Origin of the sequence: Ornithinimicrobium ciconiae (genome assembly GCF_007197575.1) — a bacterium.
Classification (GTDB): Bacteria; Actinomycetota; Actinomycetes; order Actinomycetales; family Dermatophilaceae; genus Ornithinicoccus; species Ornithinicoccus ciconiae.
On the sequence record NZ_CP041616.1, the window covers coordinates 126,186 to 151,970 of the forward strand.

At 70.0% G+C, this 25,785-nt stretch carries 24 protein-coding genes; 14 read left to right on the forward strand and 10 right to left on the reverse strand.

The window, feature by feature from the left end; all coding sequences use genetic code 11:
- Positions 1-125: 125 nt before the first annotated feature.
- Positions 126-785 carry a DsbA family oxidoreductase gene (locus FNH13_RS00595; RefSeq protein WP_143781662.1) on the reverse strand — a complete coding sequence of 220 codons (660 nt, stop codon included), beginning with the start codon at positions 783-785 and terminating at the stop codon, positions 126-128.
- Between the two features lie 74 nt (positions 786-859).
- Between FNH13_RS00595 and FNH13_RS00600 the strand changes: the two genes are divergently transcribed.
- Positions 860-2,077 (forward strand): amidohydrolase, encoded by a 1,218-nt coding sequence (locus tag FNH13_RS00600; protein WP_228266511.1) that lies wholly within the window; start codon positions 860-862, stop codon positions 2,075-2,077.
- Between the two features lie 55 nt (positions 2,078-2,132).
- Here the strand turns inward: FNH13_RS00600 and FNH13_RS00605 are convergent, their stop codons facing one another.
- Together FNH13_RS00605 and FNH13_RS00610 are read right to left on the reverse strand one after the other, a co-directional pair.
- The gene (locus tag FNH13_RS00605; RefSeq protein WP_143781664.1) at positions 2,133-2,546 is read right to left on the reverse strand and encodes a YchJ family protein; all 414 of its coding nucleotides are present in this window, start codon (positions 2,544-2,546) and stop codon (positions 2,133-2,135) included.
- Between the two features lie 33 nt (positions 2,547-2,579).
- Positions 2,580-3,290 (reverse strand): sensor domain-containing protein, encoded by a 711-nt coding sequence (locus FNH13_RS00610; protein ID WP_143781665.1) that lies wholly within the window; start codon positions 3,288-3,290, stop codon positions 2,580-2,582.
- Positions 3,291-3,421: 131 nt separating this feature from the next.
- On the opposite strand from FNH13_RS00610, the gene FNH13_RS00615 reads away from it, so the two are divergent.
- Positions 3,422-4,570, forward strand: a complete 1,149-nt coding sequence (locus FNH13_RS00615; RefSeq protein ID WP_228266512.1) for a DNA glycosylase AlkZ-like family protein — start codon at positions 3,422-3,424, stop codon at positions 4,568-4,570.
- Positions 4,571-4,619: 49 nt separating this feature from the next.
- A complete protein-coding gene (locus FNH13_RS00620) occupies positions 4,620-5,222 on the forward strand; it encodes a GNAT family N-acetyltransferase (RefSeq protein ID WP_143781667.1) in 603 nt (200 codons plus the stop codon).
- Between the two features lie 58 nt (positions 5,223-5,280).
- Here the strand turns inward: FNH13_RS00620 and FNH13_RS00625 are convergent, their stop codons facing one another.
- From FNH13_RS00625 to FNH13_RS00635, 3 genes are all read right to left on the reverse strand, one after another.
- A complete protein-coding gene (locus tag FNH13_RS00625) occupies positions 5,281-6,459 on the reverse strand; it encodes an RNA polymerase sigma factor (RefSeq protein ID WP_143781668.1) in 1,179 nt (392 codons plus the stop codon).
- Between the two features lie 9 nt (positions 6,460-6,468).
- Positions 6,469-6,888 (reverse strand): YciI family protein, encoded by a 420-nt coding sequence (locus FNH13_RS00630; RefSeq protein ID WP_143781669.1) that lies wholly within the window; start codon positions 6,886-6,888, stop codon positions 6,469-6,471.
- A gap of 126 nt (positions 6,889-7,014) precedes the next feature.
- Positions 7,015-8,517 (reverse strand): amino acid permease, encoded by a 1,503-nt coding sequence (locus FNH13_RS00635; protein ID WP_143781670.1) that lies wholly within the window; start codon positions 8,515-8,517, stop codon positions 7,015-7,017.
- Between the two features lie 291 nt (positions 8,518-8,808).
- Between FNH13_RS00635 and FNH13_RS00640 the strand changes: the two genes are divergently transcribed.
- From FNH13_RS00640 to FNH13_RS00665, 6 genes are all read left to right on the forward strand, one after another.
- Positions 8,809-10,293, forward strand: coding sequence for a hemolysin family protein (locus tag FNH13_RS00640; protein WP_143781671.1), 1,485 nt, complete (start codon positions 8,809-8,811; stop codon positions 10,291-10,293).
- The gene (locus FNH13_RS00645; RefSeq protein WP_143781672.1) at positions 10,290-11,315 is read left to right on the forward strand and encodes a hemolysin family protein; all 1,026 of its coding nucleotides are present in this window, start codon (positions 10,290-10,292) and stop codon (positions 11,313-11,315) included. Before FNH13_RS00640 ends, FNH13_RS00645 begins: the two co-directional genes overlap by 4 nt.
- A gap of 198 nt (positions 11,316-11,513) precedes the next feature.
- Positions 11,514-12,863, forward strand: a complete 1,350-nt coding sequence (locus FNH13_RS00650) for a phage tail sheath subtilisin-like domain-containing protein (protein ID WP_165699956.1) — start codon at positions 11,514-11,516, stop codon at positions 12,861-12,863.
- A gap of 56 nt (positions 12,864-12,919) precedes the next feature.
- Positions 12,920-13,924, forward strand: coding sequence for a phosphotransferase enzyme family protein (locus FNH13_RS00655; RefSeq protein WP_143781674.1), 1,005 nt, complete (start codon positions 12,920-12,922; stop codon positions 13,922-13,924).
- A 76-nt stretch (positions 13,925-14,000) separates the two neighbouring features.
- On the forward strand, positions 14,001-14,777 hold the full coding sequence (locus FNH13_RS00660; protein WP_143781675.1) for a thioesterase family protein: 777 nt from the start codon (positions 14,001-14,003) through the stop codon (positions 14,775-14,777).
- A 125-nt stretch (positions 14,778-14,902) separates the two neighbouring features.
- On the forward strand, positions 14,903-15,256 hold the full coding sequence (locus tag FNH13_RS00665; RefSeq protein ID WP_143781676.1) for a VOC family protein: 354 nt from the start codon (positions 14,903-14,905) through the stop codon (positions 15,254-15,256).
- A 9-nt stretch (positions 15,257-15,265) separates the two neighbouring features.
- Here FNH13_RS00665 and FNH13_RS00670 read toward each other — a convergent pair whose 3' ends face one another.
- Together FNH13_RS00670 and FNH13_RS00675 are read right to left on the reverse strand one after the other, a co-directional pair.
- The gene (locus FNH13_RS00670) at positions 15,266-16,093 is read right to left on the reverse strand and encodes a PhzF family phenazine biosynthesis protein (RefSeq protein ID WP_143781677.1); all 828 of its coding nucleotides are present in this window, start codon (positions 16,091-16,093) and stop codon (positions 15,266-15,268) included.
- A gap of 69 nt (positions 16,094-16,162) precedes the next feature.
- Positions 16,163-17,593, reverse strand: a complete 1,431-nt coding sequence (locus FNH13_RS00675; RefSeq protein ID WP_143781678.1) for an acyltransferase family protein — start codon at positions 17,591-17,593, stop codon at positions 16,163-16,165.
- A gap of 35 nt (positions 17,594-17,628) precedes the next feature.
- Here FNH13_RS00675 and FNH13_RS00680 point away from each other — a divergent pair, with 35 nt between their 5' ends.
- Together FNH13_RS00680 and FNH13_RS00685 are read left to right on the forward strand one after the other, a co-directional pair.
- Complete coding sequence (locus tag FNH13_RS00680) at positions 17,629-18,858, forward strand: ATP-grasp domain-containing protein (protein ID WP_143781679.1); 1,230 nt, start codon at positions 17,629-17,631, stop codon at positions 18,856-18,858.
- A gap of 12 nt (positions 18,859-18,870) precedes the next feature.
- Positions 18,871-20,082: an ATP-grasp domain-containing protein gene (locus FNH13_RS00685; RefSeq protein ID WP_143784872.1), complete on the forward strand. Its 1,212-nt coding sequence runs from the start codon at positions 18,871-18,873 to the stop codon at positions 20,080-20,082.
- A gap of 83 nt (positions 20,083-20,165) precedes the next feature.
- On the opposite strand, the gene FNH13_RS00690 is transcribed toward FNH13_RS00685, so the two are convergent.
- Positions 20,166-21,683: an HNH endonuclease signature motif containing protein gene (locus FNH13_RS00690; protein WP_165699957.1), complete on the reverse strand. Its 1,518-nt coding sequence runs from the start codon at positions 21,681-21,683 to the stop codon at positions 20,166-20,168.
- Positions 21,684-21,865: 182 nt separating this feature from the next.
- On the opposite strand from FNH13_RS00690, the gene FNH13_RS00695 reads away from it, so the two are divergent.
- Genes FNH13_RS00695 through FNH13_RS00705 form a run of 3 tightly spaced genes read left to right on the forward strand, consistent with a single transcriptional unit; the run spans position 21,866 to position 23,879 of the window.
- On the forward strand, positions 21,866-22,249 hold the full coding sequence (locus FNH13_RS00695; protein ID WP_143781681.1) for a YciI family protein: 384 nt from the start codon (positions 21,866-21,868) through the stop codon (positions 22,247-22,249).
- Between the two features lie 5 nt (positions 22,250-22,254).
- Entirely contained in the window at positions 22,255-22,641 is a 387-nt protein-coding gene (locus tag FNH13_RS00700) for a YciI family protein (RefSeq protein WP_143781682.1), read from the forward strand.
- Complete coding sequence (locus FNH13_RS00705) at positions 22,638-23,879, forward strand: RNA polymerase sigma factor (protein WP_228266513.1); 1,242 nt, start codon at positions 22,638-22,640, stop codon at positions 23,877-23,879. The genes FNH13_RS00700 and FNH13_RS00705 overlap by 4 nt, the downstream gene beginning before the upstream one ends.
- On the opposite strand, the gene FNH13_RS00710 is transcribed toward FNH13_RS00705, so the two are convergent.
- Positions 23,848-25,755 carry a heavy metal translocating P-type ATPase gene (locus tag FNH13_RS00710; protein WP_143781684.1) on the reverse strand — a complete coding sequence of 636 codons (1,908 nt, stop codon included), beginning with the start codon at positions 25,753-25,755 and terminating at the stop codon, positions 23,848-23,850. The two genes, FNH13_RS00705 and FNH13_RS00710, sit on opposite strands and share 32 nt — an antisense overlap.
- Positions 25,756-25,785 lie beyond the last annotated feature (30 nt).

Here is a 25,785-nt window from a genome sequence, read left to right on the forward strand (position 1 = left end):
TGAGGCAGACGGGGAGCCGGGCAGTCCGCCATACGACGCGGTCGGTGGGGTCAGATCAGCGCCACCCGACGCTCTCGGTGGGGAGACTTCCGACGTGGTAGCGGTCTTCGGCGCGCGAGGGGAGGTCATGACGCGGTCCGCTCGTCCCAGGCCTGAGTCAGCGCCTGGACGAAGGTCTGGCTCTCCTGGGCTCCGGAGATCCCATACTTGGCGTCGACCACGAAGAACGGGACCCCGCTGATGCCGTAGGCGCGCGCCTGCTTCATGTCGGCACGGACGTCGGCGAGGAACTCCTGTGACTCCAGCGCGGCGAGCACCTCGGCACGGTCCAGCCCGGCCTCGGCCGCGAGATCCGCGAGCTCCTCGGGGCGGGAGAGGTTGCGTCCCTCCTCGAAGTAGGCCTTGAGCAGGCGCTCCTTGACCTCGGACTGGAGCCCCCGGGCCTTGGCCAGGTGCAGCACCTGATGGGCCGGCAGGGTGTTGACGTGCACGACCTTGTCGAAGTCGTAGTCCAGACCCACCGCACCGGCGATCTCGGTGACCCGCTGGAGCATCTGCTCGACCTGCTCGACGGGCATGCCCTTGCGCTCGGCGAGGTACTCGGTGGTGCTGCCCTCGAACTCGGGCGGGGTGTCGGGGCTGAGTTCGAAGGAGTGGTACTCCACCTCGACGTCGCGCCCGTCGACACGGAACTCCTCGACGGCACGCTCAAACTTGCGCTTACCGATGTAGCACCAGGGGCAGGCGATGTCGGACCAGATGTCAACCTTGAGTGGAGTCCTCATGTCAGCGGCAACGGCGAGCGGCGCCGCAGCATTCCACGCCGCCCCCGGTTGTCCGGGAGCCTGACCTTGGGATGATGACAGGCGTGACCACGCTGCCGGAGGACCTGACCACAGACCTGCACGACCTCTATCGCCACCTGCACGCACACCCCGAGCTGTCGATGCAGGAGTCGGCGACCGCCGAACTCATCGAGGAGCGCATGGGCGCGCTCGGCTATGAGACGACCCGCATCGGGGGCACCGGCGTCGTCGCCGTGCTGACCAACGGTGAAGGACCGGTCATCGGTTTCCGCGCCGACACCGACGGGCTGCCGGTCGCCGAGGCGACGGGGCTGGATTACGCCTCCACGGACCGTGGGACGCTGCCCGACGGCACCGACGTGCCGGTGATGCACGCCTGCGGCCACGACACCCACATGACCGCGGCGATCGGGGCCGCGACCCTGCTCCAGCAGAGCCGGGAGTCGTGGTCGGGCACCGTGGTCCTGGTCTTCCAGCCCGGGGAGGAGACGGCCGCCGGAGCGGTGGCGATGCTGGAGGACGGTTTGTGGGACAAGGTGCCGCGGCCCGAGGTGATGTTTGCCCAGCACCTCTCCGCCGACCTGGCCGGCACGGTCAACCTCTCGACCGGCCCGGCGCTCGCGATGGCCGACTCCCTCGAGGTCGTGGTGCACGGCCGGGGCGGGCACGGCTCACGTCCGGAGAGCACCATCGACCCGGTGGTCCTGGCCGCCCACATGATCGTCCGGCTGCAGAGCCTGGTCTCCCGTGAGCTCGCCGCCCAGGACGCCGCGGTGCTGACGGTCGCCACGATCCACGCCGGGATGAAGGAGAACATCATCCCGGCCGAGGCGGTCTTCACCATCAACGTGCGCACGCTGGATGAGCGGGTTCGCCAGCAGGTGCTGGCCGGGATCCGACGCATCGTCTCGGCCGAGGCCGCTGCCTCGGGCGCGCCGGAGCCGGAGGTGCGCGAGCTCTACACCTTCCCCCTGGTCCACAATGACGAGGAGACGAGCGCCGCGGTCACCGAGGTGCTGGTCGCCGCACTGGGCGCCGACCGGGTCAGTCCGCGGGTGCCGCAGATGGGCAGTGAGGACTTCGGCGCCCTGCCGGAGGCGATCGGTGTCCCGGGCGTCTACTGGTTCTTCGGCGGGCTGCCGCAGGATGTCATCGACCTGCCCGAGCCGACCCCCTCCAACCACTCGCCGTTCTTCGCGCCGGTCCTCGAGCCGACCCTGTCGACTGCGACCACGGCCGCCTACGAGGTGATTCGCAGCCGGTTGGGCTGAGGCCCTGAGGCACGAAACCACTACGAAAAGACGTGGTTGGCCTACGAAACCACTACTAAAATTGGGGGTCGGGGCCGAGGTAGACCCACCGGTTGGCGCGACGCACAAACTGGCTGCGCTCGCGGAGCTCGCCGCGCTGGTGGTCCGGCGCGGGCGTCGACCAGCGGGCGCGATAGGTCACGAACCCCTCCGCGTCCTCCTCCCCACCGCCGCTGACCTCCAGCACCTCCAGCGAGTCCCAGCGCAGCGAGGGATCGGGCGCGGTGTCGGCGGGGCGGGTGCGCGGGTGCCAGGTCCGGAAGATGTGGTCGTCCACGCCGAGCGCATAGGCCGTGTAGCGCGAGCGCATCAGCGCCTCGGCCGTCGGGGCGGGCAGCCCGTCACCGACATACGGACCGCAACAGCGCGCGAAGGCGGCTCCGCTCCCGCAGGGGCAGGTCCTGGTATGCCGTCCGGCCGGGGTGCTCATCCCTGCGAGGGTAGCGGTGCGCCGAGGTGGCGCTCAGCGGCCCGCCTCAGCCTGGGGCGAGCCCAGCGGCCCCAGGAGCGCCCGCGCCACCGTGACGTCCGCTCGGACGCAGAGCCGGGTGACCAGCGGCGCGGTGAGCAGCAGGACCAGGCCGGCCAGCCCCATGGTGAGGGACTCCCAGAGATACCAGCTGCCGGTGATGTCCACGTCCAGCACAGTGCCCAGCAGCCAGGCCAGCCCGTTGTCGTCGTCCTGTGGGAGGAAGTGCCCCCAGAGGAACCAGGTCAGTCCGCCGAGCGCACCGGCGAGCCAGGTGACCGAGACGACAAAGGTGGTCAGCCGCAGCGGGAAGGCGACGAGCATGCCGTGCACCGTCTCCAGCCAAGCCTTGGGGTCACGCAGCATCGTCAGCACCCGGCGCCCGCGATAGGTCGGCTCCTCCACCGGCGCACCCCAGCGTCGCAGCAACTCGCGGTTCTCCCGGGCGAAGCCCGTCGCGGTCAGCAGCATGAACCCGGTGATCGGTAGGCCGACCCACACCACAGCGGTCGCCGCACCGAGGGTGAAGAGCGTCAGGAGCAGGACGAAGCTGACCACGGACAGGAAGAAGCCTGCGGTCAGATAGGCGAGGTCGGTGCCCACCGACCGCCAGGACATCCGGGCAACCGTGCGCCCGGGGGAAGGGACCCCCAGGGCGGATGCACCGGTGAGTTGTGGGTCTCGCGTGATCGTCTGGGAGCTCATGCCTCAAACCTAGGAAGCCGTGGCGCCACCAGGCATCACCCGATCGGCTGGTTCCGAGGTGATACCTGAGAGTGAGAACCGCCCGGCTTTCCGGTCGCCGCTCGTCCGGGATGAGACCTACGGTGGGGGCCGTGGTCCACGAACTCTCCCGCCGCGACGCCCGCCGCATCGCCGTGCGCGCCCAGCTGCTGGAGGCCCCCCGGCCCACCGACCTGCGAGTGGTGGCTCGGCAGCTCACCGTGGTGCAGGTCGACCTGACCGCTGCGGTGGCCCCGCACGCCGACCTGCTGTTCTGGAGCAGGATGGGCTCGGCATACGCCCCAGACGACCTGGACGATGCGGTGGCGGCCCAGGACCTGGTGGAGTTCCAGGGCTATCTGCGGCCGAGTGAGGACCTGGCACTTTTTCGGGCGGCGATGGCCGAGTGGCCCGGCGAGGGTGACGTGGGGCCCTATCGCCAAAGTGTCGCGGAGTGGGTGCAGGACAACCGTGGCTGCCGGCTCGACATCCTCGAGACCCTGCGGGCCGACGGTCCGTTGCCGGTCCGTGAGCTGCCCGACACGACTGTGCGGCCGTGGCGCTCCAGCGGGTGGAACAACAACCGCAACGTCCGCATGCTCGTGGAGATCATGGAGGCCCGCGGTGAGGTGGCCGTCGCCGGACGGGAGGGGCGAGACCGCCTGTGGGACCTGGCCGAGCGGATCTATCCAGATGGTCCGACGGTTCCCACGCAGGAGGCCGAGATCGTCCGCAGCCAGCGTCGCCTGGCTGCGCTGGGGATCGCCCGCGCGAAGACCACCGAGACCCCGGGCGAGCCGAACTCGGTCGGTGAGGTCGGCGAGGAGGCTGCCATCGAGGGCGTCCGCGGCCGGTGGCGCGTCGACCCGGCACAGCTCACGCGGCTCAGTGAACCCTTCCGGGGTCGCACCGTGCTGTTGTCGCCGCTGGATCGATTGCTGTTCGACCGCAAGCGGATGGTGGACCTGTTCGAGTTCGACTACCAGCTGGAGATGTACAAGCCCGCCGCCCAGCGCCGGTGGGGCTACTTCGCCCTGCCCGTCCTGCGCGGCGACCAGCTGGTCGGCAAGGTCGACGCCACGGCCGACCATGAGCGCGGGGTGCTGCGAGTGGACGCGGTGCACGACGACCACGGCTGGAGCCGCACCGCGCATGCCGAGGTCGACGCCGAGATCGCCTCCCTGGCGCGGTGGCTGGGCCTGCGGGCGACGGATGTGGCCCCACTCGTGCCTGCGCGCGGACCGAGACAGGGTCAGGAGTAGTCAGGCTGCCCGCCAGGTGACTGTCACCGGTCCCTGCTTGGCTGGTCAGATGAACGCATCCAGCACCGCTGTCAGGTGGGAGACGCACCCGGTGACCGAGGACCGCTTCGACGACTTCGCCGCGGTGGTCAACACCAACCGGCGCGAGACGCACTGCTGGTGCCTGTCCCACCGCCTCCCCGCCCGCGAGATCAAGGAGCTGGGTGGCGGCTCGCGCGAGCAGGCGATGAGGTGCCTGACCCGCCGCGAGCACGCACCGGGCGTGGTGACCTATCGCGACGGCGTGCCGGTCGGCTGGTGCAGCATCAGTCCACGCACCGAGATCCCGCTCATGGTCGCCTCGAAAAAGTACCACCCGATCGACGACGTGCCGGTCTGGAGCATCATCTGCGTGGTGGTCCGTGGCGGCCACCGGCGGCAGGGAGTCACCGGGCACCTGCTCGACGGCGCCGTGCGGTATGCCGAGGAGCAGGGTGCGCCCGCCATCGAGGCCTATCCCGTGGACCCGCCAGGACGGATGGACCTGACCATGGCCTTCGTCGGCACCAAGGCGATGTTTGAGCGCGCCGGCTTCCGCCAGGTGGGCGTCACGGATGCGGTCGCCAGCAAGATGCCGCGCCTGGTGATGCGACGCGACCTCGGGAGTGGCTGAGCGGGCACAGTCGGAGGGCACAGTCGGAGGGCACAGTCGGAGGGCACAGTCGCGCCAGTCACCGGCCCCGCAGGCGGGCGGCCTGCCGGGCCAGGTGGTCGCGCTCGGCAAGGTTGCTGGCCTCACGTGCGGCGACGACATAGAGCTCGGCAGCCGTCGACGTCTCTCCCGCCCGCTCCCGCAGGTGCGCCTCGGCGGCCGTGCGCCGGGGCACCGACGCCGGCACCTGCTCCAGCGCCCGGAGTCCCGCGCGGGGTCCGTCAGCCTGCCCCACTGCGACGGCCCGGTTGAGGGCGACGACGGGACTGTCATTGAGGGCGGCCAGCTCGTCATACCACTCCACGATCTGCACCCAGTCGGTCTCGTCGGCGCTGCGTGCGTCGGCGTGCAGCGCGGCGATGGCTGCCTGGATCTGGAACTCCCCCAAGCGATCTCGCTCCAAGGCCTCCTGCAGGGTGTGGATCCCCTCACCGATCAGGTCGGTGTCCCACAGCCGCCGGTCCTGCTCGGCGAGGGCCACCAGCGTCCCCGCCGCAGTGAAGCGTGAGGCTCGGCGAGCGTGGTGCAGCAGCATCAGCGCGAGGAGCCCGGCGATCTCCGGCTCGGGCCGGCGCCCACCAGCCTGCGCCACCAGCTCGCGGGTGAGCCGGATCGCCTCGGCGGCCAGGTCGACCGCACCGCTGTAGCCCTCGTTGAAGATCAGATAGAGCACCCGCAGCACCCGTCCGAGGTCACCCGGACCGGACAGCCCCTCGGCCGCGACGGTGCGTTTGGCACGGCTGATGCGCTGCGCCATCGTGGCCTCCGGCACCAGGTAGGCCTCGGCGATCTGCCGTGTGGTCAGCCCACCCACGGCCCGCAGGGTCAGCGCGACCGCCGAGGAAGGGGTCAGTGCCGGGTGGCAGCACAGGAACAGCAGCTGCAGGGTGTCGTCGCGCTCCTCGGAGGGGCCCGGTGCTGGCTCCTCGAGCTCGGCCCGCTCCCGACGGTGCCGGGCGGTCTCGGAGCGGTGCGCGTCGACACACTTGCGCCAGGCGACGGTGACCAGCCAGGCGAACGGGTCCTTCGGCATACCCTCCGGCCAGTGGGCCAACGCCTCGATGACGGCCTCCTGCACGGCGTCCTCGGCCGTCGCGAACTCTGCGCCGCGGCGGACGAGGACCCCGAGCACCTGCGGTCCGAGGTGCCGCAGCAGGTCGGGTGTGCCGTCCTCACCAGGGCTGTCGGCGGGTGCCACGTGCTCGCCTCACTCGGTGACGGTCGGCGCCTCGCCCATCAGCGGACGCACCTCGAGCCACTCGTGGAGGGGGGCACCGTCCTTGCCCGGCGCTGCGGACAGCTCGGCGGCCGCCTCGTAGGCGCGCTCCTGGGAGTCCACGTCGATGATCATCCACCCGGCGATCAGGTCCTTGGTCTCGGCGAACGGACCGTCGGTGACCGGCGGCCTGCCCTCCCCGTCATAGCGCACCCATGCCCCCTCGGGGGCGAGGGCCTGACCGTCGACAAACTCCCCTCGCTCGCGGAGCCGGTCGGCGAAGTCGTTCATGAACTGGATGTGGTCGGCGATCTCCGGCTCCGACCACTGGTCCATGAGGATGTCCGCCTGGGGCAGGTTGGTGGGCCCGGTGGTGCGGCGGTAGTGCTTGAGCAACAGGTACTTGGCCATCAGCTGTCTCCTTTGTCCGTGGGGTCCGCGGTGCTTCACGAACCCCGGTGACCTCATCTGGGTCACCTTCACTCCTGGGACGGAGCCGCGGCACCGTTCTCGACATCGGGACGCCGGACAGCCGACTCAGTCGACGTCCAGCATCGACGGCCGTCCCTCGATCCCCGCCTCCGGGAGACCCGTGGCCAGCCGGCTGTGGTGCCGACCGTAGAGGAAGTAGATCAGGAAACCCACACCCATCCAGACGATGAACCGGATCCAGGTCTCCACGGACAGGTTCAGGATCAGATAGGTGCACAGGGCGGCCGACAGCCACGGCAGCCCCGGGCTGAACGGCACCCGGAACCCGCGCTTGAGCTCGGGACGCTTCCGACGCAGGATCGGCACGGCGAGGGAGACCAGGACGAACGCCGACAGGGTGCCGATGTTGACCATCTCCTCCAGCTTGCCGATCGGGGTGAGCGAGGCGACCAAGGCAATGAGCCCACCCATGATCATGGTCAGCCGCACCGGTGTGCCCGTCCGCTCGCTGGTGACCCCCAGGCCCGGGGGCAGCAGGTGGTCGCGGCTCATCGCGAAACTCACCCGGGTCGTGCCGATGATCAACGTCATCACCACGGTCGTCAGACCAGCCACGGCACCAGCCGCGATCAAGGTGGCATAGCCACCCTTGCCGACCTGCTCGAAGGCGTCGGCGAGCGCGCCCTGCGGGTTGATCTCCGGATAGGGCAGCATCCCGGTGATGACCAGGGAGACGCCGACATAGAGCACGGTGCAAATCGCCAGGGATCCCAGAATGCCGATCGGCAGGTCCCGCTGCGGGTTCTTCGCCTCCTCAGCGGTCGTGGCCACCACGTCAAACCCGATGTAGGCGAAGAAGACCAACGCTGCTCCGGACATGATCCCCATCACCCCGAAGGTGGCCGGGGTCATGCCGGTGATCAGCTGCAGCACTGGGGTGTGGATGCCGCTGGATCCCTCGGCACCGGGAGCGCTCGGCGGGATGAACGGGGACCAGTTGGCGGGATCGATGAAGGAGATGCCGGCGACGATCACGAACAGGACGATGAAGACCTTGACGGCGACGAACACCAGGTTGACCCGCAGCGACTCCTTGATGCCCCTGGCCACCAGCAGCGTCAGCAGGGCCACCAGCACAAAGGCACCGGCGTCGAAGTGGGAGCCGGGCGCGATGCCCGCCGGGATGCTCACCCCCAGGTGGCCGAGCAGGATCTCCAGGTATGCCGACCAGCCCTGGGCCACGACGCTCGCCCCCAGCATCATCTCCAGGAGCAGGTCCCAGCCGATGATCCAGGCGACCACCTCGCCGAGGGTGGCGTAGGAGAAGGTGTAGGCCGAGCCGGACACCGGCACGGTCGAGGCGAACTCGGCATAGCACATCGCGGCGAGGGCACAGACGGTCGCGGCGATGATGAACGACAGGACCACTGACGGCCCGGCGAACTGATGGGCCGCGCGGCCGGTGACCGTGAAGATCCCCGCGCCGATGACCACCCCGACGCCGAAGACGACGAGGTCGAGCGCGGTGAGGCGGCGTTTCAACTGGTGGTCGGGCTCGTCGGCCGCGGCCATCGAGGCCTCGATCGACTTGGTCCGGAAGATGCTCATGCAGACCACCACCTTCGGCGAGTGGCGCCCCCGGGTGTCAAGGGCCAGGACCCATCGCTTCCGAGGGTCAACATAAACCCGCAGCCGGGCTGCGCGCGAGATGTGAAGAGGTGGACCCGAGGCTCTGCCCGCGACCGCAATTCGGCAGCCAGACTCGCCGTGCAGGACAATAGTTTGAGGGGCCGCACGGTGCAGCCCCACACCAACCCCCGAGGAGATCCACCGCATGAGTGACGACGGGCATTTGCCGTGCCCCCTGACGGTCCGCAACCGGCAGGGGGTTGACAACCCGTGAGCGCCATCCTCTCGCTGCTCATCGGCCTGGTCGTGATCCTGGCGATCACGGCGGCCACCGCCTTCTTCGTCGCCCAGGAGTTCGCCTACATGACGGTGGACCGCTCCCGGCTGGGAGCGCGAGCCGCCTCCGGTGACGCGGTCGCCGAGCGCACCCTGTCCATCACCAAGCGCACCTCCTTCATGCTCTCCGGCGCCCAGCTCGGCATCACCGTGACCGGGCTGCTCGTGGGGTATGTCGCCGAGCCCCTCGTCGGGCAGGCCGCCGGTGAGATGTTTGGCTGGGCCGGTGTGCCCCAGGGCACCGGCATCCTGATCGGCACCATCTTGGCCCTGGCGCTGTCGACCATCGTGCAGATGGTCTTTGGCGAGTTGGTGCCCAAGAACCTCGCGATCGCCCGGCCCGAGCCGGTGGCCCGGGCGCTGTCCCTGCCAACCACCATCTACCTGCGACTGACCGGGTGGTTGGTGTGGATCTTCGACCAGTCCTCCAACCTGCTGCTCAAGGCCCTGGGCATCGAGCCGGTGCACGACGTCGAGCACTCGGCCTCTCCCCGGGACCTCGAGCACATCGTGGCCGAGTCCCGTCGCAGCGGGGACCTGCCGGACGAGCTCTCCACCCTCCTCGACCGCATCATCGACTTCCCCGACCGCGACGTCGAGCACGCGATGATCCCGCGCTCCCGGGTCGGGGTCCTGCAGGCCACGGACACCCTGGGGCAGATCCGCGAGCTGATGGCCCGGGAGCACTCCCGCTATCCGGTGCTCGACGACGACGAGCAGATCCTCGGCGTGGTCCACCTCACGGACGTGCTCGTCTCCACCGGACCCGACGACACCCCCGCCACCGAGCTGGTCCGCCCGGCGACGATCGTCCCCACGGTCATGCTCCTCCCGGACGCCCTCGAGCAGCTCAACGCCTCCGGCAACCAGCTGGCCTGTGTCGTCGACGAGTATGGCGGCCTGGCCGGCGTGGTGACCCTCGAGGACCTCGCCGAGGAGTTCGTCGGAGAGATCACCGACGAGCACGACCCGGAGCCCCCGCCGGAGACGCTGGAGGAGAGCGACGGCACGTGGGTGCTGGACGGGGACGTCCACGTCGACGAGATCGAGCGGGCCATCGGGCACACGCTCCCTGACGGCGATTACGAGACCGCTTCCGGTTTGCTCATCGCCACCCACGGCGCCCTCCCGGACGAGGGAGATGTCATCGTGGTGTCGATCGAGCCCGCCAGCGTCCTGGCGAGTGAGGACGAGCAGCTCGAGCTGCACGCGGAGGTCCTCGAGGTCGACCGGCACGTGCCCTCGCTGCTCAGGCTGACCCTCGCCACCAGTTCACCGCCCGGCACCGAGCCTGGGGCCACGGCCGACCCGGAGGCCACGACCGAGCCGGAGGCCACGACCGATCCGGAGGCCACGGCCGAGCCTGGGGTCACGACTGGTCCGGAAGCATCCCAGGACGAGCAGGAGGAGCAGCGATGAGCAGTCCGTGGATCGTCGCCGTGGTGACCGTCGCCATCATCGTGCTGAGCGCCTTCTTCGTCGCCGTCGAGTTCTCCCTGATCGCCGCCAAGCGTCACCGCCTCGAGGACGCCGCGAGCACCAGCCGGTCGGCGCGCGCCGCGCTGCGCAGCTCGACCGAGCTCACCCTGCTGCTCGCTGGCTCCCAGCTGGGCATCACCGTGTGCACGCTGGCCCTCGGTGCCATCACCAAGCCCGCGGTGCACCACTGGTTGACGCCGCTCTTCGAGGCCTGGGGCCTGGCCTTCTGGGTGGCTGACGTCGCCGGTTTTGTCCTCGCCCTGATCATCGTCACCTTCCTCCACCTCGTCGTGGGGGAGATGGCCCCCAAGTCGTGGGCGATCGCGCACCCGGAGCGGTCGGCGACCCTGCTGGCCCTGCCGATGCGGGTCTTCATGACACTCACCCGGCCCCTGCTGCGGGCGTTGAACGGCACCGCCAACTGGATCCTGGAGCGCTTCGGCGTCGAGGCGGTCAACGAGGTCGCCACCGGTCAGAACCCGGACGCCCTGCGGCACCTGGTCGAGCACTCGACCAATGTCGGCGCCCTCGACGCCAGGCTCTCGTCGCAGTTCAGCGGCGCGCTCAACCTCGAGACCCTGCGGGTCCGCGACCTCCTCGACGGAGCGCCCGTCACCCAGGTGGAGCCGGACGCGACCGTCGCCGAGGTGCGGGCCGCCACCCACCGCAGCGGCCACCTGCGGATCCTGGTGGGCACGGGCCCGGCCACCGACGGCCTGATCCACGTGCGGGACACCCTGCTCCACGAGGACGCCACCCCGGTGACCGACCTGGTCCGTCCCGTCTTCACGCTGGACCCGGAGACCAAGGTCTATGAGGCGCTGGCGCGGATGCGGGAGACCGCCACGCACCTGGCCGTGGTCGCCGACCAGGGCCGGACCGTGGGCGTGGTCACCCTCTCGGACGTCCTGCGGCTGCTGTTTCCGCAGGACAGCAGGGACCTGTCGACGAAGCCGGCCTAGTCCCGAGGGGTGGCACCCGGCCCGGACGATGCGGGCCGGGTGCCGACCCTGGCGCCGCCTCACCTATCCACGGTTGAATGGCACATGCCAGAGGACGACCGGCCTGGGAACCCCATCCCCCAGCTCAGCAGGAGCCGTCACATCCGAGCTGCCGCCACCTCGGTCACCGCCTTTGTCGGTGCGTGCACCCAGGGGCCGGTGGGCAGGCCCGTGCGCGTGGCGACGGCAGCCGACTATCACGACACCTTCGGGCCCAGCCTGGACGCCGCCCGGCCGCTCGGGCACGCCGTGGACCTGTTCTTTGCCAACGGTGGGGACAACGCGATCATCGTCCGGGCACCGGGAGCGTCAGCGGAGGAGCTGGTGCCGCCGGACGGGACGGAGCATGCCGAGGCCCTCGACGGCTCCGGTGTCACGGTGCTCGTCATCCCGGGCCTGACCACTGGACACACTGCCCAGGTGCGGCGTGCGCTGCGCCGCTGCGCGTCATACTCCGCCGTGCTGCTGCTCGACCCACCGGCCGGGGACTGGCGGGCCAGCACCGAACAGGACCTCACCAGCATCCCAGAGCACCGCGACCGCGCCGCGGTCTATCACCCGTGGGTGCTGGTCGGCGGGCGGGCCGTGCCACCGACCGGGGCCGTGGCCGGGGTCATCGCGCGCACGGACGCGGCCCGCGGGGTGTGGAAGACGCCCGCCGGCAGTGACGCCGTGCTGCACGGCATCGAGGGCCTGGCGACTCCGGCCGACCACCAGCTGGCCGAGTCTCTCACCCTGGCTGGGGTCAACCCGTTGCGCGAGTCACCGGGTCGGGGACCGGTCGTCTGGGGAGCCCGGGTCCTCTCCGCCGCCCAGGCCGGTGGTGCGGCGCAGCGCTACCTCCCGGTCCGCAGGCTGGCCGATCACGTGCGTCGGTCGATCAGCACGGACCTGGGCTGGGTGGTCTTTGAGCAGGACGAGCCCGACCTGTGGCAGCGGGTCCGCGTCATGACCGAGGAGTTCCTCATGGCCCTGTTCGAGCAGGGGGCACTGGTCGGGAGCAGACCCCGGGACGCCTTCTTCGTGCAGGTGGGGCTGGGGCAGACGATGACTGCCGAGGACGTCGCCGCCGGGCTGCTGCGCCTGGAGGTCGGGATCTCCCCGCTGCGTCCCGCCGAGTTCGAGGTGCTGCGGATCGTGGTCCCCACGGCCTCGGCCCGGGATGCCGCGAGCCTGCTGATCGAGCGGGCCGACGGGCGTGAGGACGGGGAGCAGTGGGCGGAGAGCCACGAGCGTCTGCCCGGCGGCGCCGGCATCTCGCTCATCCTGGAGTCCACCACCCGGCCTGGCGTCGGCCCGCGGCTGCACCAGCACCCCTATCCCGAGACGTTCGTCATCCGGCGCGGCTCGGCCGTCTTCACCGTGGGCGCCGCGACGGTGCCGGGGCGGGCGGGCCAGATCCTGGTGGTTCCGGCGGAGACCGCCCACACCTTCGTGACCGGTCCGGACGGCTACGAGGGCCTGCACCTGCACGAGAGCGACACCTTTGAGACCGAGTGGCTCGAATAGCACGGAGCCACGGTCTACAGTGCCCGCATGTTTCGCACGTCCCCGCAAGAGCCGGTATGACGACCGGGCCGACCTACGCCGACCTCACCGACGAGGAGCAGGCCGAGGCGCTGCGCCCGGTCGCCGTCGCCGCCGCGGCCTCCTTCGGTCTGCCGGTGGACCGCCTCGACGTGCACCTGCACTCCTACAACACGACCTACGCACTGGACACCGACACCGGTGAACGGTTCGCGCTGCGGATCAACACCAGCTCCACCAGCCCGCGGGAGGAGATCGCCACCCAGCAGGCCTGGCAGCTGGCCATCGCACAGCAGACCCCCGTGCGGGTGCCGACACCACTGCGCACCACAGACGGCCAGTGGTGCGCCGCGGTGCAGTCGCAGGTCCTGGGTCGAGAGCTGCTGGTGACCTGCGCCGACTGGCTGCCGGGTCCCGACGTGGGTGAGCCGACCCCGCAGGTCGCGCACGCCCTCGGTGCGGCGATGGCACACCTGCACCTGCAAGCCAGGTCCTGGTCGCTGCCGGTCGACGGCATCCTGCCGGTCTTTGACTCGCCGCTCTTCGGAGCACCCGACCGCCTCGCCACGACGGCTGTGGACGCGCCGACGCGCCAGGTGCTCGACGAGGCGATGGCCCTGGCGACCACGGCCTTCGCCCGGGTGTATGCCGACGCTCCCGTCCACGCACTGCACGCCGACCTGCACGGAGGCAACCTCAAGTGGCACCAGGACCGGCTCGCGATCTTCGACTTCGACGACTGCGGGCTGGGGGTGCCGGCGCTGGACCTGGCGATCGCCACGTTCTATCTGCGCGGCGGTGCCGATGACGCAGAGCAGGCGATGCGCGATGGTTATGCCTCGGTCACCCCGCTGCCGGAGATCGACCCCCGTGACTTCGAACCCCTCATCGCCGCGCGGCAACTGCTGCTGCTCAACGACATCGTGGCGAGCACGACCGCGCAGTTCCGTGAGATGGCCGCGACCTACCTGCCGACCTCAACGGACCGGCTGCGGCACTGGTTGACGACCGGGCACTTCACGCGGGTGCTGCCCGACGACTGAGCCGGGTGCGACAGCTCGCGCGACCCACCGGCATACTGCGGGTCAGAGACCACAGCAGAGGGGAGCCACCGGACCCATGGCCTTTTTCGAGCGCGTCAGCGAGTCCAGTTTTCGAGCCACCGAGCACGTCAGCGGGGCCTGGAACCTTGCTGAGCAGCACATTGCTCCAGCCCTCGGGCTCCTCGTGCACGTGGTGGAGACCGACCTGGCAGCGCGCCGGGATGACCCGATGGTGGTGGGACGCCTCTCCTACGACATCCTGGGCACCCTGCCCGTCGACATCGTGGACTGCACGGTCTCCGTGCTCCGTCCGGGACGCACCATCGAGCTGGTCGAGGCGCGGCTGGGTCACGGGGGGCGCGACGCGGTCATCCTGCGCTGCTGGCTGATGCAGCCCGGTGACACCGAGGCGCTGGCCGGGACACCGCTCCAGCCACTTCCGTCGCGGGAGAGCCTGCCTCCCTGGCACGCCGCGGGAGTGTGGCAGGGCGGGTTCATCGCCTCGACCGAGGTCCACCGGGAGGCCCCCGAGGTCGGGCGGGCCCGCCTGAGGGTCCGGTCCACCCAGGATCTGGTCGAGGGCGAGCAGGTCAGCCCGCTCGCCCACCTGTGTCGGCTCCTGGACATCGCCAACGGCATGGCGGTGCGCGCCGACCCGCGCGAGGTGCTCTTTCCTAACCTGGACCTGACCGCCCACTTCTTCACCCAGCCGCGTGGTGAGTGGCTCGGCCTCGACACCACGGTCTCGTTCGGGCCCGGTGGCGTGGGTCTGACCAGCAGCATCCTGCACGACGAGAACGGCCCGTTCGGGACTCTTGCGCAGGTGCTCACCGTCCGCCCGCTCACGTCCTGACCACGCCACGAACACGCCCCGACGACGCCCGACGACGCCCCGCCGACGCCCCGACGACAGCGTTCCCGGCCCGGCAGCGAGCAACGAGGAGGACGGGTGTCGGTGGCGGGCACTAGCGTCCTGCCATGACACTCACCGTAGGCATGATCACGACCGACACCACCGATGCGGAGTCACTGGCTTCCTGGTGGGCAGAGCAGACCGGCGCCGAGGTCGCCGAGACCAACGACGGCTGGTTTGCCATCGTCCGGGGCGGCTCGTTGCCGGTCTGGCTGGCCTTCCAGAAGGTCGAGACCGTCACGGCTGGCAAGAACCGGCTGCACCTGGATCTGACGACCGACACCGACCTGGACGCCGAAGTCGAGCGACTCCTGGCTGCTGGCGCCACGCTGGTGGCGCGGCGTGGGGACGAGAGCTTCCGCTGGGTCACCCTCGCCGATCCGCAGGGCAACGAGTTCTGCGTCTCCGGCAAGCACTGACCCCGGTGGTCAGAGGGTCAGCTCGCCGCTGATCAGCACCTGTGCGCGGCCGCTCACCCACACCTGCCCGTCTGCCACATACAGTTCGACGTCTCCGGCCCGCCCCAGGGCGGTGCCCTGGCGGACAGTGAAGCGGTCGGGCGCCAGCCCGGTCCTGATCAGCCACACCCCGAAGCCGGCGTTGAGGCTGCCCGTCACCGGATCCTCGGTGACACCGAGCCCTGGCACGAACGCACGCACCTCGTAGTCCGCCGGGCCGCCGAGTCCGTGGGCCCCGATGACCCCGACGTCGAGGCCCTCGAAGGCGGTGTAGTCCGGCTCCAGGGCCAGCACCTCGGCAGCTGAGTCCAGCACCACCCCCACCCAGCCGGGGCCGTTGTCGATCCACTGCGCGTGCCGGACCTGGTCAGGTCGGATGCGCAGCGCAGCGACAATCTGGCGGAGCTCACTCTCCGACACCTCTCCGGAACGGAGAAATCCGGGTGCTGCGAACGCCAGGTGGTCCCCGTCATACCGCACCCGCACCAGTCCCGCCCCGCACTCTTGGACCACCTCGCCCGGGGTGTGGGGCTGTCCACCCGCAGACAGCCAGGCCCGCGCGCTGCCGAGGGTGGGGTGCCCTGCAAACGGAAGCTCCTCGCTCACGGTGAAGATCCGCACCCGGTAGTCGGCTGCGGGGTCGGTCGGCGGGAGCAGGAAGGTGGTCTCCGACAGATTCGTCCAGTTGGCGAAGCGGGCGAGCTGCTCGTCGGACAGACCCTGCGCGTCGTGCACGACAGCGAGCGGGTTGCCGCGGAGCGGGTCCTGGGCGAAGACGTCGACCTGTGAGAAGCGCATGGGCCCAGTGTTGTCCACACCTCCACGACTCAGCGCCGGACCCCTGGACTCAGGACCGGACCCCTGGGCTCAGCGCGGGACCCTGACGGCCCGATCCTCGTCGAGCGTCCCCCGTGCCCGGGCCGGCACCAGCCAGACCAGCAGCAGCCCGACCACCACGAGCACCATTCCCCAGGCCGGGGCGAAGGTGAGCCCGGCCAGTGAGACCCCTCCCCGCTGGAGCGGATGGGCGAACCCGGCCGAGGCGACCATCGTCATGCCGGCGGCGACCAGGACGGTCGCCGGGACCGCCAGGGTGGTGGGTGGCACGGCCGCCCGGCTGGGCAGCCATTCGACGAACGTCAGCAGCCGCACCAGCACCGCTGTGATGATCCCGGCGACCAGCAACCACAGGAGCTTGTGCGCCCACCACAGTCCGGTGCCCGGCTCGGGCAGTGGCAGTCCCACCCCGAGCAGCACCGCGGTGGCGACGACGAATCCGGTGAGGTGCCACAGGAAGATGGTCATCACCGACCGGTTCACCACCACGACGGCGAGCCACGTCCACTCCCCCTCCAACCACCGGCTCAGGGCGGGCCGAGCCCACATCAGCAGACAGACCTGCAGGGCACCAGCCAGGATCACGCAGACGCTCGGCGGCAGCATGTTGGACATCTGCTCCCCTGGCACCGTGATCATGCTCACCGGATAGGGCCCGATCGCGGTGAGCAGCACCAGCAGTCCGACGGCCGCCGCCGCACCGAGCGGCCAGACCCACCGGGGTCGTCGGGTGAGCCGACCGTCGGCATACAGCATCCCGAGCTCCTGGGCGAAGCCGAAGACGATGAGGTAGTTGACGAATCCCAGGCCGGCCCAGGAGGTGTTCTGGGTGCGGTCCAGCAGCACAGCGAGCAGCGGCAGCACGCTGACCAGCAGCCACGGGAGCCGACGGTGCACCGCCACCTGCAGCGGTGCGATCAGGGCCAGCACCAGGTAGACCGCGAGGAACCACAGGATCATCGCGGCGTTCTGCCCGGCCGCGTCGACCAGGCCCTCGTCCACGCCCGCGGCGATGAGCACCGTGCAGAGCACCAGCCACACCCCGATCAGGACCAGGGTCGGCCGGGTGACGCGCTCGACGCGCCCGACCAGAAAGGCGCGGACCCGTCCCGGTCGGCGCAGCCCCAGGGCGTTGGTGAAGCCGGCTGCGAAGAAGAACAGCGGCATCACCTGCAGCAGCCAGGTCAGCGGGTGCAGCTGCGGGGTGAACGCCAGGATGTTGTCGACCCGTATGCCGGACCACCCCTCACCCGTGGTCGATCCGCCGTGCAGGGCAGCCATCGTCCAGTGCCCCAGCACCACGACCACGATGCTCACGGCCCGGACCAGGTCGATGAAACGATCCCGCTGCCCGGTCCCCGCGCCGTCTCTTGTCCCCGCGCCGCCCCCTCTCCCCGCCCCGCCTCGGGCTCCCTGCAGCCCAAGGTGCCCCGGCCGGCCCCGGGGGCCCTCGCTCTCCATGGGCACAGTGTGCCAGCGGCCACTACAGTTCCGACATGGTCAACGCTGCCTTTGTCGCGCCCTTCCTGCTGGAGGCGACCAGCCACTTTGTCCTGGCCGCCGCCCGAGTTCCTGGAGTGCAACTCGCGGTCATCACCACCACACCGCGCGAGCAGCTCTCCCCCGAGTTGCGCGAGGCACTGGCGGGCCACTGGCAGGTCAGTGACGGGCTCGACCCGCAAGAGATCGTGGACGCTGTCCGCGACCTGCAGCACCAGCTGGGTCCGATCGAGCGGCTGATCGGCATCCTCGAGCAGCTCCAGGTCCCCCTGGCTCAGGCCCGCGAGGCACTGGGCATCCCCGGGCTGAGCGTCGGGTCGTCCCGCAACGTGCGGGACAAGTCCCGGATGAAAGAGGTGCTCACCGCGGCCGGGTTGCCGTGCGCCCGCCACCAGCTGGTGCACCAGACCCAGCAGGCGACCGCGTTCCGAGACCTGGTCGGCTTCCCGATCGTCGCCAAGCCGCCGGACGGTGCCGGGGCCAAGGCCACCTTCCGGTTGGACACGGCGCACGACTTCGACTCATGGCTGGCCATGGCGCAGCGGGACCCCTCGGAGGTGTGGCTGCTCGAGGAGTTCCTCACCGGCCGTGAGCACACCTTCGACTCGGTGACCCTGAACGGGCAGACCCTGTGGTCCTCGATCGCGGACTATGCGCCACCACCGCTGGAGGTGCTGCGCAACCCGTGGATGCAGTGGACCGTGCTGTTGCCGCACGAGATCGGTGGGGCGGAGTATGCCGAGATCCACCGGGTGGGACCGGCCGCACTGCAGGCGCTCGGGGTGGACACCGCCTTCTCCCACATGGAGTGGTTCGCCCGCCCGGACGGCTCGGTGGCCATCTCCGAGGTGGGCGCCCGGCCACCTGGTGCGCAACTGGCCGGCATGATCGGGCTGAGCCACGACGTCGACTTCTTCACCCTGTGGGCACGCCTGGTGCTGCTGGGCCAGTTCGACCGCCCGGACCGGGTCTACGCCGCCGGTACGGCCTACCTGCGCGGGATGGGGCGTGGCCGGGTCCGCGCCGTCCACGGAATCGAGGAGGTCCAGGCCGCGCTCGGAGACCTGGTGGTCGCCGCCCGGCTCCCGTCGCGTGGTCAGGCGGCCTCGCCGTCATACGAGGGAGAGGGGTTCATCACGGTGCGGCACTGGGACACCCACGTGGTGCAGGAGGCGTTGGACCGCATCGTCAGCACGGTCCGCATCGAGCTCGTCGAGTCGGAGTAGAAGGGCGTGACCATGAACATCGTGATGCTGTCCCCGGGCTTCCCCTTCGAGCAGGCCTACTTCACCCGTGCGCTGGCCCAGACCGGGGCCCGCGTCATCGGGGTCGGCGACCAACCCGCCGCCATGCTGCCGCCGGAGGCCCAGCAGCACCTGGCCCACTATGAGCACGTCTCCCTGCGCGACGAGGAGGCCGTGCTCGCCGCGCTGCGTGGCCTGTCCCGGCATGTCTCGATCGACCGGGTCGAGTGCCTCTGGGAGCCCTATGTCGAGCTCGCCGCCCGCATCCGCGAGCACCTGGAGCTGCCGGGAATGACACTGGAGCAGGCCACCTGGTTCCGGGACAAGGAGGCGATGAAGCAGGTGCTCGACGCCGCCGGGATCCGCACGCCGCGGCACGCCTCCGCCCGCGCCGGTGCGGAGGTGTGGGAGGCGGCCGAGCGCATCGGCTTCCCGCTGATCGTCAAGCCGATCGCCGGCGCTGGCTCGGCTGACACCTATCGCGTGGACTCCCCCGAGCAGCTCGCCGAGGTGCAGGCGATGATCCGGCACGTGCCGCTGCTCAGCGTCGAGGAGTTCATCGACGGCCAGGAGTTCACCTATGACACCGTGTGCGGCGACGGTGACGTGCTCTTTGAGAACGTCAGCTGGTATCTGCCACGCCCCCTGGAGCAGCGCAGCCATGAGTGGATCAGCCCGGTCACGCTGTCTCTGCGCGACACGAGTGAGCCCCGACTGGCCGGTGGCCTGGCGATGGGCCGCGCGGTCCTGAAGGCGCTGAACTTCACCGACGGATTCACGCACATGGAGTGGTATCTGAAGGCGGACGGCGAGGCCGTCTTCGGCGAGATCGGGGCGCGCCCGCCCGGCGCCCGCACCGTCGACGTCATGAACTACGCCACGGACAACGACCTGTTCCGCACCTGGGCCCAGGCGATCACCACGGGGACCGCGCCGGCGGTGACGCACAAGTTCAACGCGGCCAGCATGTTCAAACGGGCTCAGGGCACGGGCCGGATCAGCCGCGTCGAGGGGTTGGACCGGCTGATGCGTGAGCTCGGTGAGCATGTCTGCGTCCTCGATCTGCTGCCGGTCGGGGCTCCGCGCCGTGACTGGCGGGCCACCCTGCTCTCCGACGGCATGATCATCTATCGTCACCCCGACCTCGAGGAGGTCCTGCGCATCGGCGACCGATTTGCTCGCGAGCTGCAGCTGTATGCCGAGTGAGCACCCTCTGGAGTGCCTCCCCAGAGCGTCGGCGGACATGGCTGTGTGCCCGGCCGCGAAGGGCCGGGCGCGGGGCAGGGTGGTCACACGTGCCAGGTCACGATGGATCCGGCGATGGTGGCTATCAGGTCCTTGTCGTGCACGAGGGTGTGGTGTCGCGGACAGAGCAGGACCAGGAAGGCGATGTCGGTGCCACCCCCGCGGCACCACCAGATGATGTGGTGCGCGTCGCACCACGTGCCGGGCACATCGCAGCCCGGATAAGTGCAGTGCCTGTCGCGGACCATCAACGCTTTGAATTGTCCCGGCGTCGCTAGCCGCACCGTGCGTCCCAGCCTCAGGGGTTCGCCGTGCTCACCGAGCACGATCGGGGTCAGGTCCCCGATGCACGCCAACCGTCCGGCCTGCGCCGCGTCCAGCACCGCACCGGTGTTGGACAACGCCGCCCCGGCAGGTTTGCCCGTGTCCGGGTCTGCCTTGACCGTGACCATCACCGACGCCCGCCCCGAGGACGGCGGGGCACCCGGGTTGGACATCCCACGGTTGAGCACCATCAGCAACGCGTCGAACTTGCGCTGCCCCGGGCTGCGCAGGTCCAAACCCCCACCATCGTCCAGGGCGGCCTTGTCCGGCACCGGTGCCGCCAACGGCCCGTTCAGCACCCCATCGATCAGTGCCGCCTCGACCTCCGGGGCGTCGACGGTGAAGCGGGTCATGCCCCGCCCTAGGGCGCGGCGCGACACCGTCCGCAGGGCCTGCGCGGTGTCCTTGGTCTCCTCCCGGGGCTTTTCGTCCAGCAGGTCGATCAACAACTTCTTGCACACCACCTGAAGGTCCGCGTCGCTGATCTGCGGGTCGATCGCCGCGTCCGTAGCGATACCCGCATAATCCTGCGCCTGCTCCGCACTCAGGCACGGCACCAACCGGCGCATCGTGCGGGCCACCAACGCGCCCCGATCCACCCCCGTGCGCCCCTGCACGACCGCCAACGCCAACGCGCTGCCCCAGTCGCACTCACCGGCACGGACCACGTCCAGGATCTGGCAGGCCTCCTGCTTCGACAACCACTGGCAACGCACCCGCAACCACGTCGGCAACGACATCCCCACCTGGTTGTGCAACCCCCGCTCCCAACACTCCCGGGCCAGGGCCACGACCTGCCCGATCACCTGGTTACGGACCCGCCCGGCCGCTTCCAACCCCGCCACCAGCTCGGACTCAAAGACCGCCACCAACCCCTCAGCCCCCACCTGCCCGGCCCGCGCCAGGCCCCGACCCGCAACCTCCAACCCACCAGCCAGATCCTGCGCAGGATCAGCCTCCTGCCCCATCCCCGCCAACGCCTCCTCGACCTCGGCGACCAACGCGGCATACTCCGCACCCTCGGTGTCCGAGACCGCCCCCAACTCAGTCCAGAACTGCCCCTCCCACGCCCGAGCCGCCGCCAACTCCTCAAGGCTCTCCCCCGGACCAACCGCACCGAGAACGACGTCACCAGAGCCCGACACGCAGTCCAGGTCGAAGGTGCGCCAGTCCGGCACGCGGCGCTGACCGAGGAGAACACTCTCCCCGACCCGCGCCCCGGCGCCTCTTCCCTTCATGCGAACAAGTGTACTAATCATCACTGACAGTCGCAACCCCAACACGCAAAAATCTTGCGCCACTTGCTGCGATGGTGTCGTATCGGAGGGAGCCCGTTCGTTGAGCTGGTGAAGGGTGGCCACCAAGCCGCCCGAACCGAGGTCAACCACTGATCTCACCCGAGCCTGAGGAGGAGACGACTGTGCCGCAGTATCTGATCGCATTCAACGACGAGTGGGTGCCCGACCACACGGTGGAAGAGTTGCGCGCCAAGTCCGAGGCCAGTCTGGCCGTGACCGAGGAGATGGCGGCCGACGGTGCCTACGTCTTCGGCGACGGGGGCCTCGACGCCTCCACCACACTGTGCAGTGTCGAGAACCGAGACGGTGAGCCGGTGTTCACCGACGGCCCCTTCGTCGAGACCAAGGAGCACCTCGGCGGCTTCTGCGTGGTGGACGTCCCCGACGATGCCAGGGCACGCTACTGGGCCGGCCGCCTCGCGGTCGCGCTCGACTGGCCGCAGGAGGTCCACCGGTTCCCGACCCGGGCGCAGATCCTTCAGCTCGACGCACCAGAGGCGGGGTGAGGCAGATGCCCAGATATCTGCTGTCCGTCTTCGGATCCGCCGAGCGCACCGATTTCGGCAACTACTCCTCCAAGGAGGAGATGCTGCAGGCGTTTGCTGACACCGGCGTCTTCAACGAGAAGCTGGAACGCGATGGCCACCTCGTCTTCGCCGACGGCCTCGAGCCGGCGAGCATCGCCACCACTGTCGACGGCCAGGGCGAGCAGCCGGTGTTCACCGACGGGCCCTACCTGGAGACGAAGGAGCACCTCGGCGGCTTCTGGGTCATCGAGGCAGCAGATCTGGACGAGGCACTTGCCCTCGCCGCAGAGGGGTCCAAGGCATGTCGCGGCACGGTCGAGGTCCGGCCGTTCCAATCTGCCGAGTCCTTCGCGACGCTGTTGGAGTCGTGACCGACCGGGAACTCGAGGAGGCCATCACCCGTGTCCACCGTCAGGAGTGGGCGCGGGTGGTCGCCGGCCTGACCCGACGCTTCGGTGACCTTGACATCGCCGAGGATGCCGCTGCCGAGGCATTTTCCCTGGCGGTGGAGCGCTGGGCGCGGGACGGCATACCTCCTCATCCCGGCGGGTGGCTGACGACCACGGCCACGCGGAAGGCGATCGACCGGATCCGCCGCGAGTCCCGACGGGACGCCAAGCACCAGGAGGCCCTCATGGTGACGGACGACAGCCGCCCCGATCCGGTCGGCCCGATCGAGGACGACCGCCTCCGTCTGATCTTCACCTGCTGCCACCCGGCACTGGCCATGGAGGCGCGGGTCGCCCTCACGCTGCGGCTGCTGGGCGGCCTGACCGTCGCCCAGATCGCCCATGCCTTTCTCGTCCGGGAGACCGCTCTGGCACAACGCATCACGCGCGCCAAGGCGAAGATCAAGACGGCTCACATCCCCTACCGCGTGCCGCTCGAGCAGGACCTGCGGGTCCGCCTCGCCGGCGTGCTGGCCGTGGTCTATCTCATCTTCAACGAGGGCTATCTCGCCAGCCAGGGTGACGATCCTCTGCGCGTCGAACTGACCGATGAGGCGATCCGGCTCGGCCGGTTGCTGCACGAACTCCTGCCCGACGAGGGCGAGGTGACCGGACTCCTGGCGCTCATGCTGCTCACCGACGCGCGCCGGGCCGCGCGTGTGTCGCGCACCGGTGAGCTGGTGACTCTGGACGAGCAGGACCGTGGGGCGTGGGATCGTGCCCTGATCGCCGAGGGAGCATCGCTGGTGGCCGAGGCCGGGTCAGCCGTCGCCGGAGCGGGATCCGTGGGTCGCTTTCAGCTGCTCGCCGCGATCAACTCCGTGCACACCGCCGCCCCATCTGTCCGGGACACCGACTGGTCCCGCATCGTCCGGTTGTATGACGGGCTGGTCACCATCGATCCCTCGCCGATCGTGCGTCTCAATCGTGCCGTCGCCGTCGCCGAGGTGGATGGACCGGCGGTCGGGTTCGCCGAGGTCGAGCGGTTGGCGGAACCTCTCAGCGGCTATCACGCCCTTCACGCGACGCGAGCCGACCTGCTGCGGCGGCTGGGTCGCAGCGCTGAGGCGGGCGCGGCCTATGACCGGGCGATCGCCCTGGCGGGAAACGCTGCTGAGCGTGCCTATCTCAGCCGTCGGCGCGGCCAGCTCGGAGGCTGACGGGACTCTGCTGCTCCGAACCCCCGGAGGGCAGGCGCAGCTCCGGATGGCTCGTGCCGCCCTTCAGCGCCCGGAGCGCATAAAGGATGCAGGCCAGGTCCACGAGTTCCTGGGTCAGGGCTCCGGCGACCGCCGGGATGTGCCCGAACGCGGCGACCACCATGAGGCCCAGGCTGAGCACGACGCCGATCCAGATCGCGGTGAGGGCCACCCGGTAGGTGTGCCGACCGATGGTGACCGCCTGGACGACCTTGCCCACGTCGTCCTTCATGATCACCACGTCTGCCGACTCGCTCGCTGCGGTCGAGCCACGGGCACCCATCGCGATCCCCACGTCTGCGGCCGCTAGGACGGGAGCATCATTGACCCCGTCGCCGACCATGACGACGATCGGGGGCAACTCGCCGACCAACCGGACCTTGTCCTCCGGCAGGAGCCCACCGTGGGCCTCGTCAATCCCTGCCTGGGTAGCCAGCGAGCGGGCGGTCGCCTCGTTGTCGCCGGTCAGCATCACGACCCGGCCCACCCCCTCCTCGCGCAAGATCCGGACCGTCGCGGCGGCGTTCTCGCGCAGGGTGTCCCGCAGGATCAGGGAGCCCACCCATCGCCCGTCGACCGCCACCGCAACAGCGGTGTGGCCCGGCTCGAGCTCCGGGAAGGTGGCGGTGGGGTCGACCTCCTGGACGAAACGCAGCTTGCCGACCCGCACGGTGTGGCCGTCGACCATCGCCTCAACCCCGTTGGTTGCGGTCTCGCTCGCCGAGTCAACGGGAGACAGTGCCAACCCCCTGTCGTGGGCGGCCTGCATCACCCCCGCTGCCAGCACGTGGGAGGACCCTTGCTCGGCCGAGGCGGCGAGTCTCAACAGCTCGTCCGGATCTGCACCCTCGACAGGGTCGATCTCAGTCAGCGCTGGTCGGCCGTGCGTGAGGGTGCCCGTCTTGTCGAAGGCGACCGACCGCACCCGCGCCAGCGCCTCCAGCGTCCCGCCGCCCTTGACCACGACACCGGAACGGGCCGAGCGGCTCATACCGCCCAGGAAGGCGACCGGCGCGGCGATCAGCAGGGGGCACGGGGTCGCGAGCACCAGCACCTCCGCGAAGCGCACTGGGTCTCCGGAGGCCCACCACGCGATGCCGGCGATCACCAGGGACACGACGGTGAAGGGAACGGCGAACCGGTCGGCGAGCCGCACGGTCGGTGCCTTGGACTCCTGGGCCTCGGTCACCAGGGTCAGGATCTGTTGATACTGCGAGTCTGCGGCGGAGGCACTCGCGCGTATCCGCAGGGCCACCTCTCCGTTGACCGCTCCGCTCATCACCGACTCGCCCCGCACCCGCTCGACCGGCAGGCTCTCACCGGTCAGCGACGACTCGTCAAAGACGCCCACCTCATCCAGCAGCTCGCCGTCGACAGGGACGACCTCTGCGGGGCGCACGAGCAGCACGTCACCGATCTGCACCGCTGCGATGTCAACATCCTGGACCTGGCCGTCCTCAGCCAGTCGTCGGGCTCGCTGCGGGGCGCCCTCCAGCAGGGCGGTCAGCTCCGAGCGGGCCCGCCGGGCCGCGAACTCCTCCAGCGCCTCGCCACCGCTGAGCATCAGCACGATGATCAGGCCCGCGACATACTCCCCCACCGCGATGGTCGCGACCATCGCCACGACGGCGAGGATGTCGAGGCCGTAGTGCCCACGCAGTATGTCGCGCACCATCCCGACTGCGGTGTGGATCACGACAGCGCCCACGTAGAGACTGGCCAGCCAACGCGCAGCCTCGCCCTGACCCGACGCGAGCAGGCCAAGGACCACCGCCAGCACTGCGACCGTCAGTGCGACGACCGGATAGGTGACGATGAGGACGCGTGCCTTGCGCATGCTCCATATCTATCGGATTTTGCCGACTGA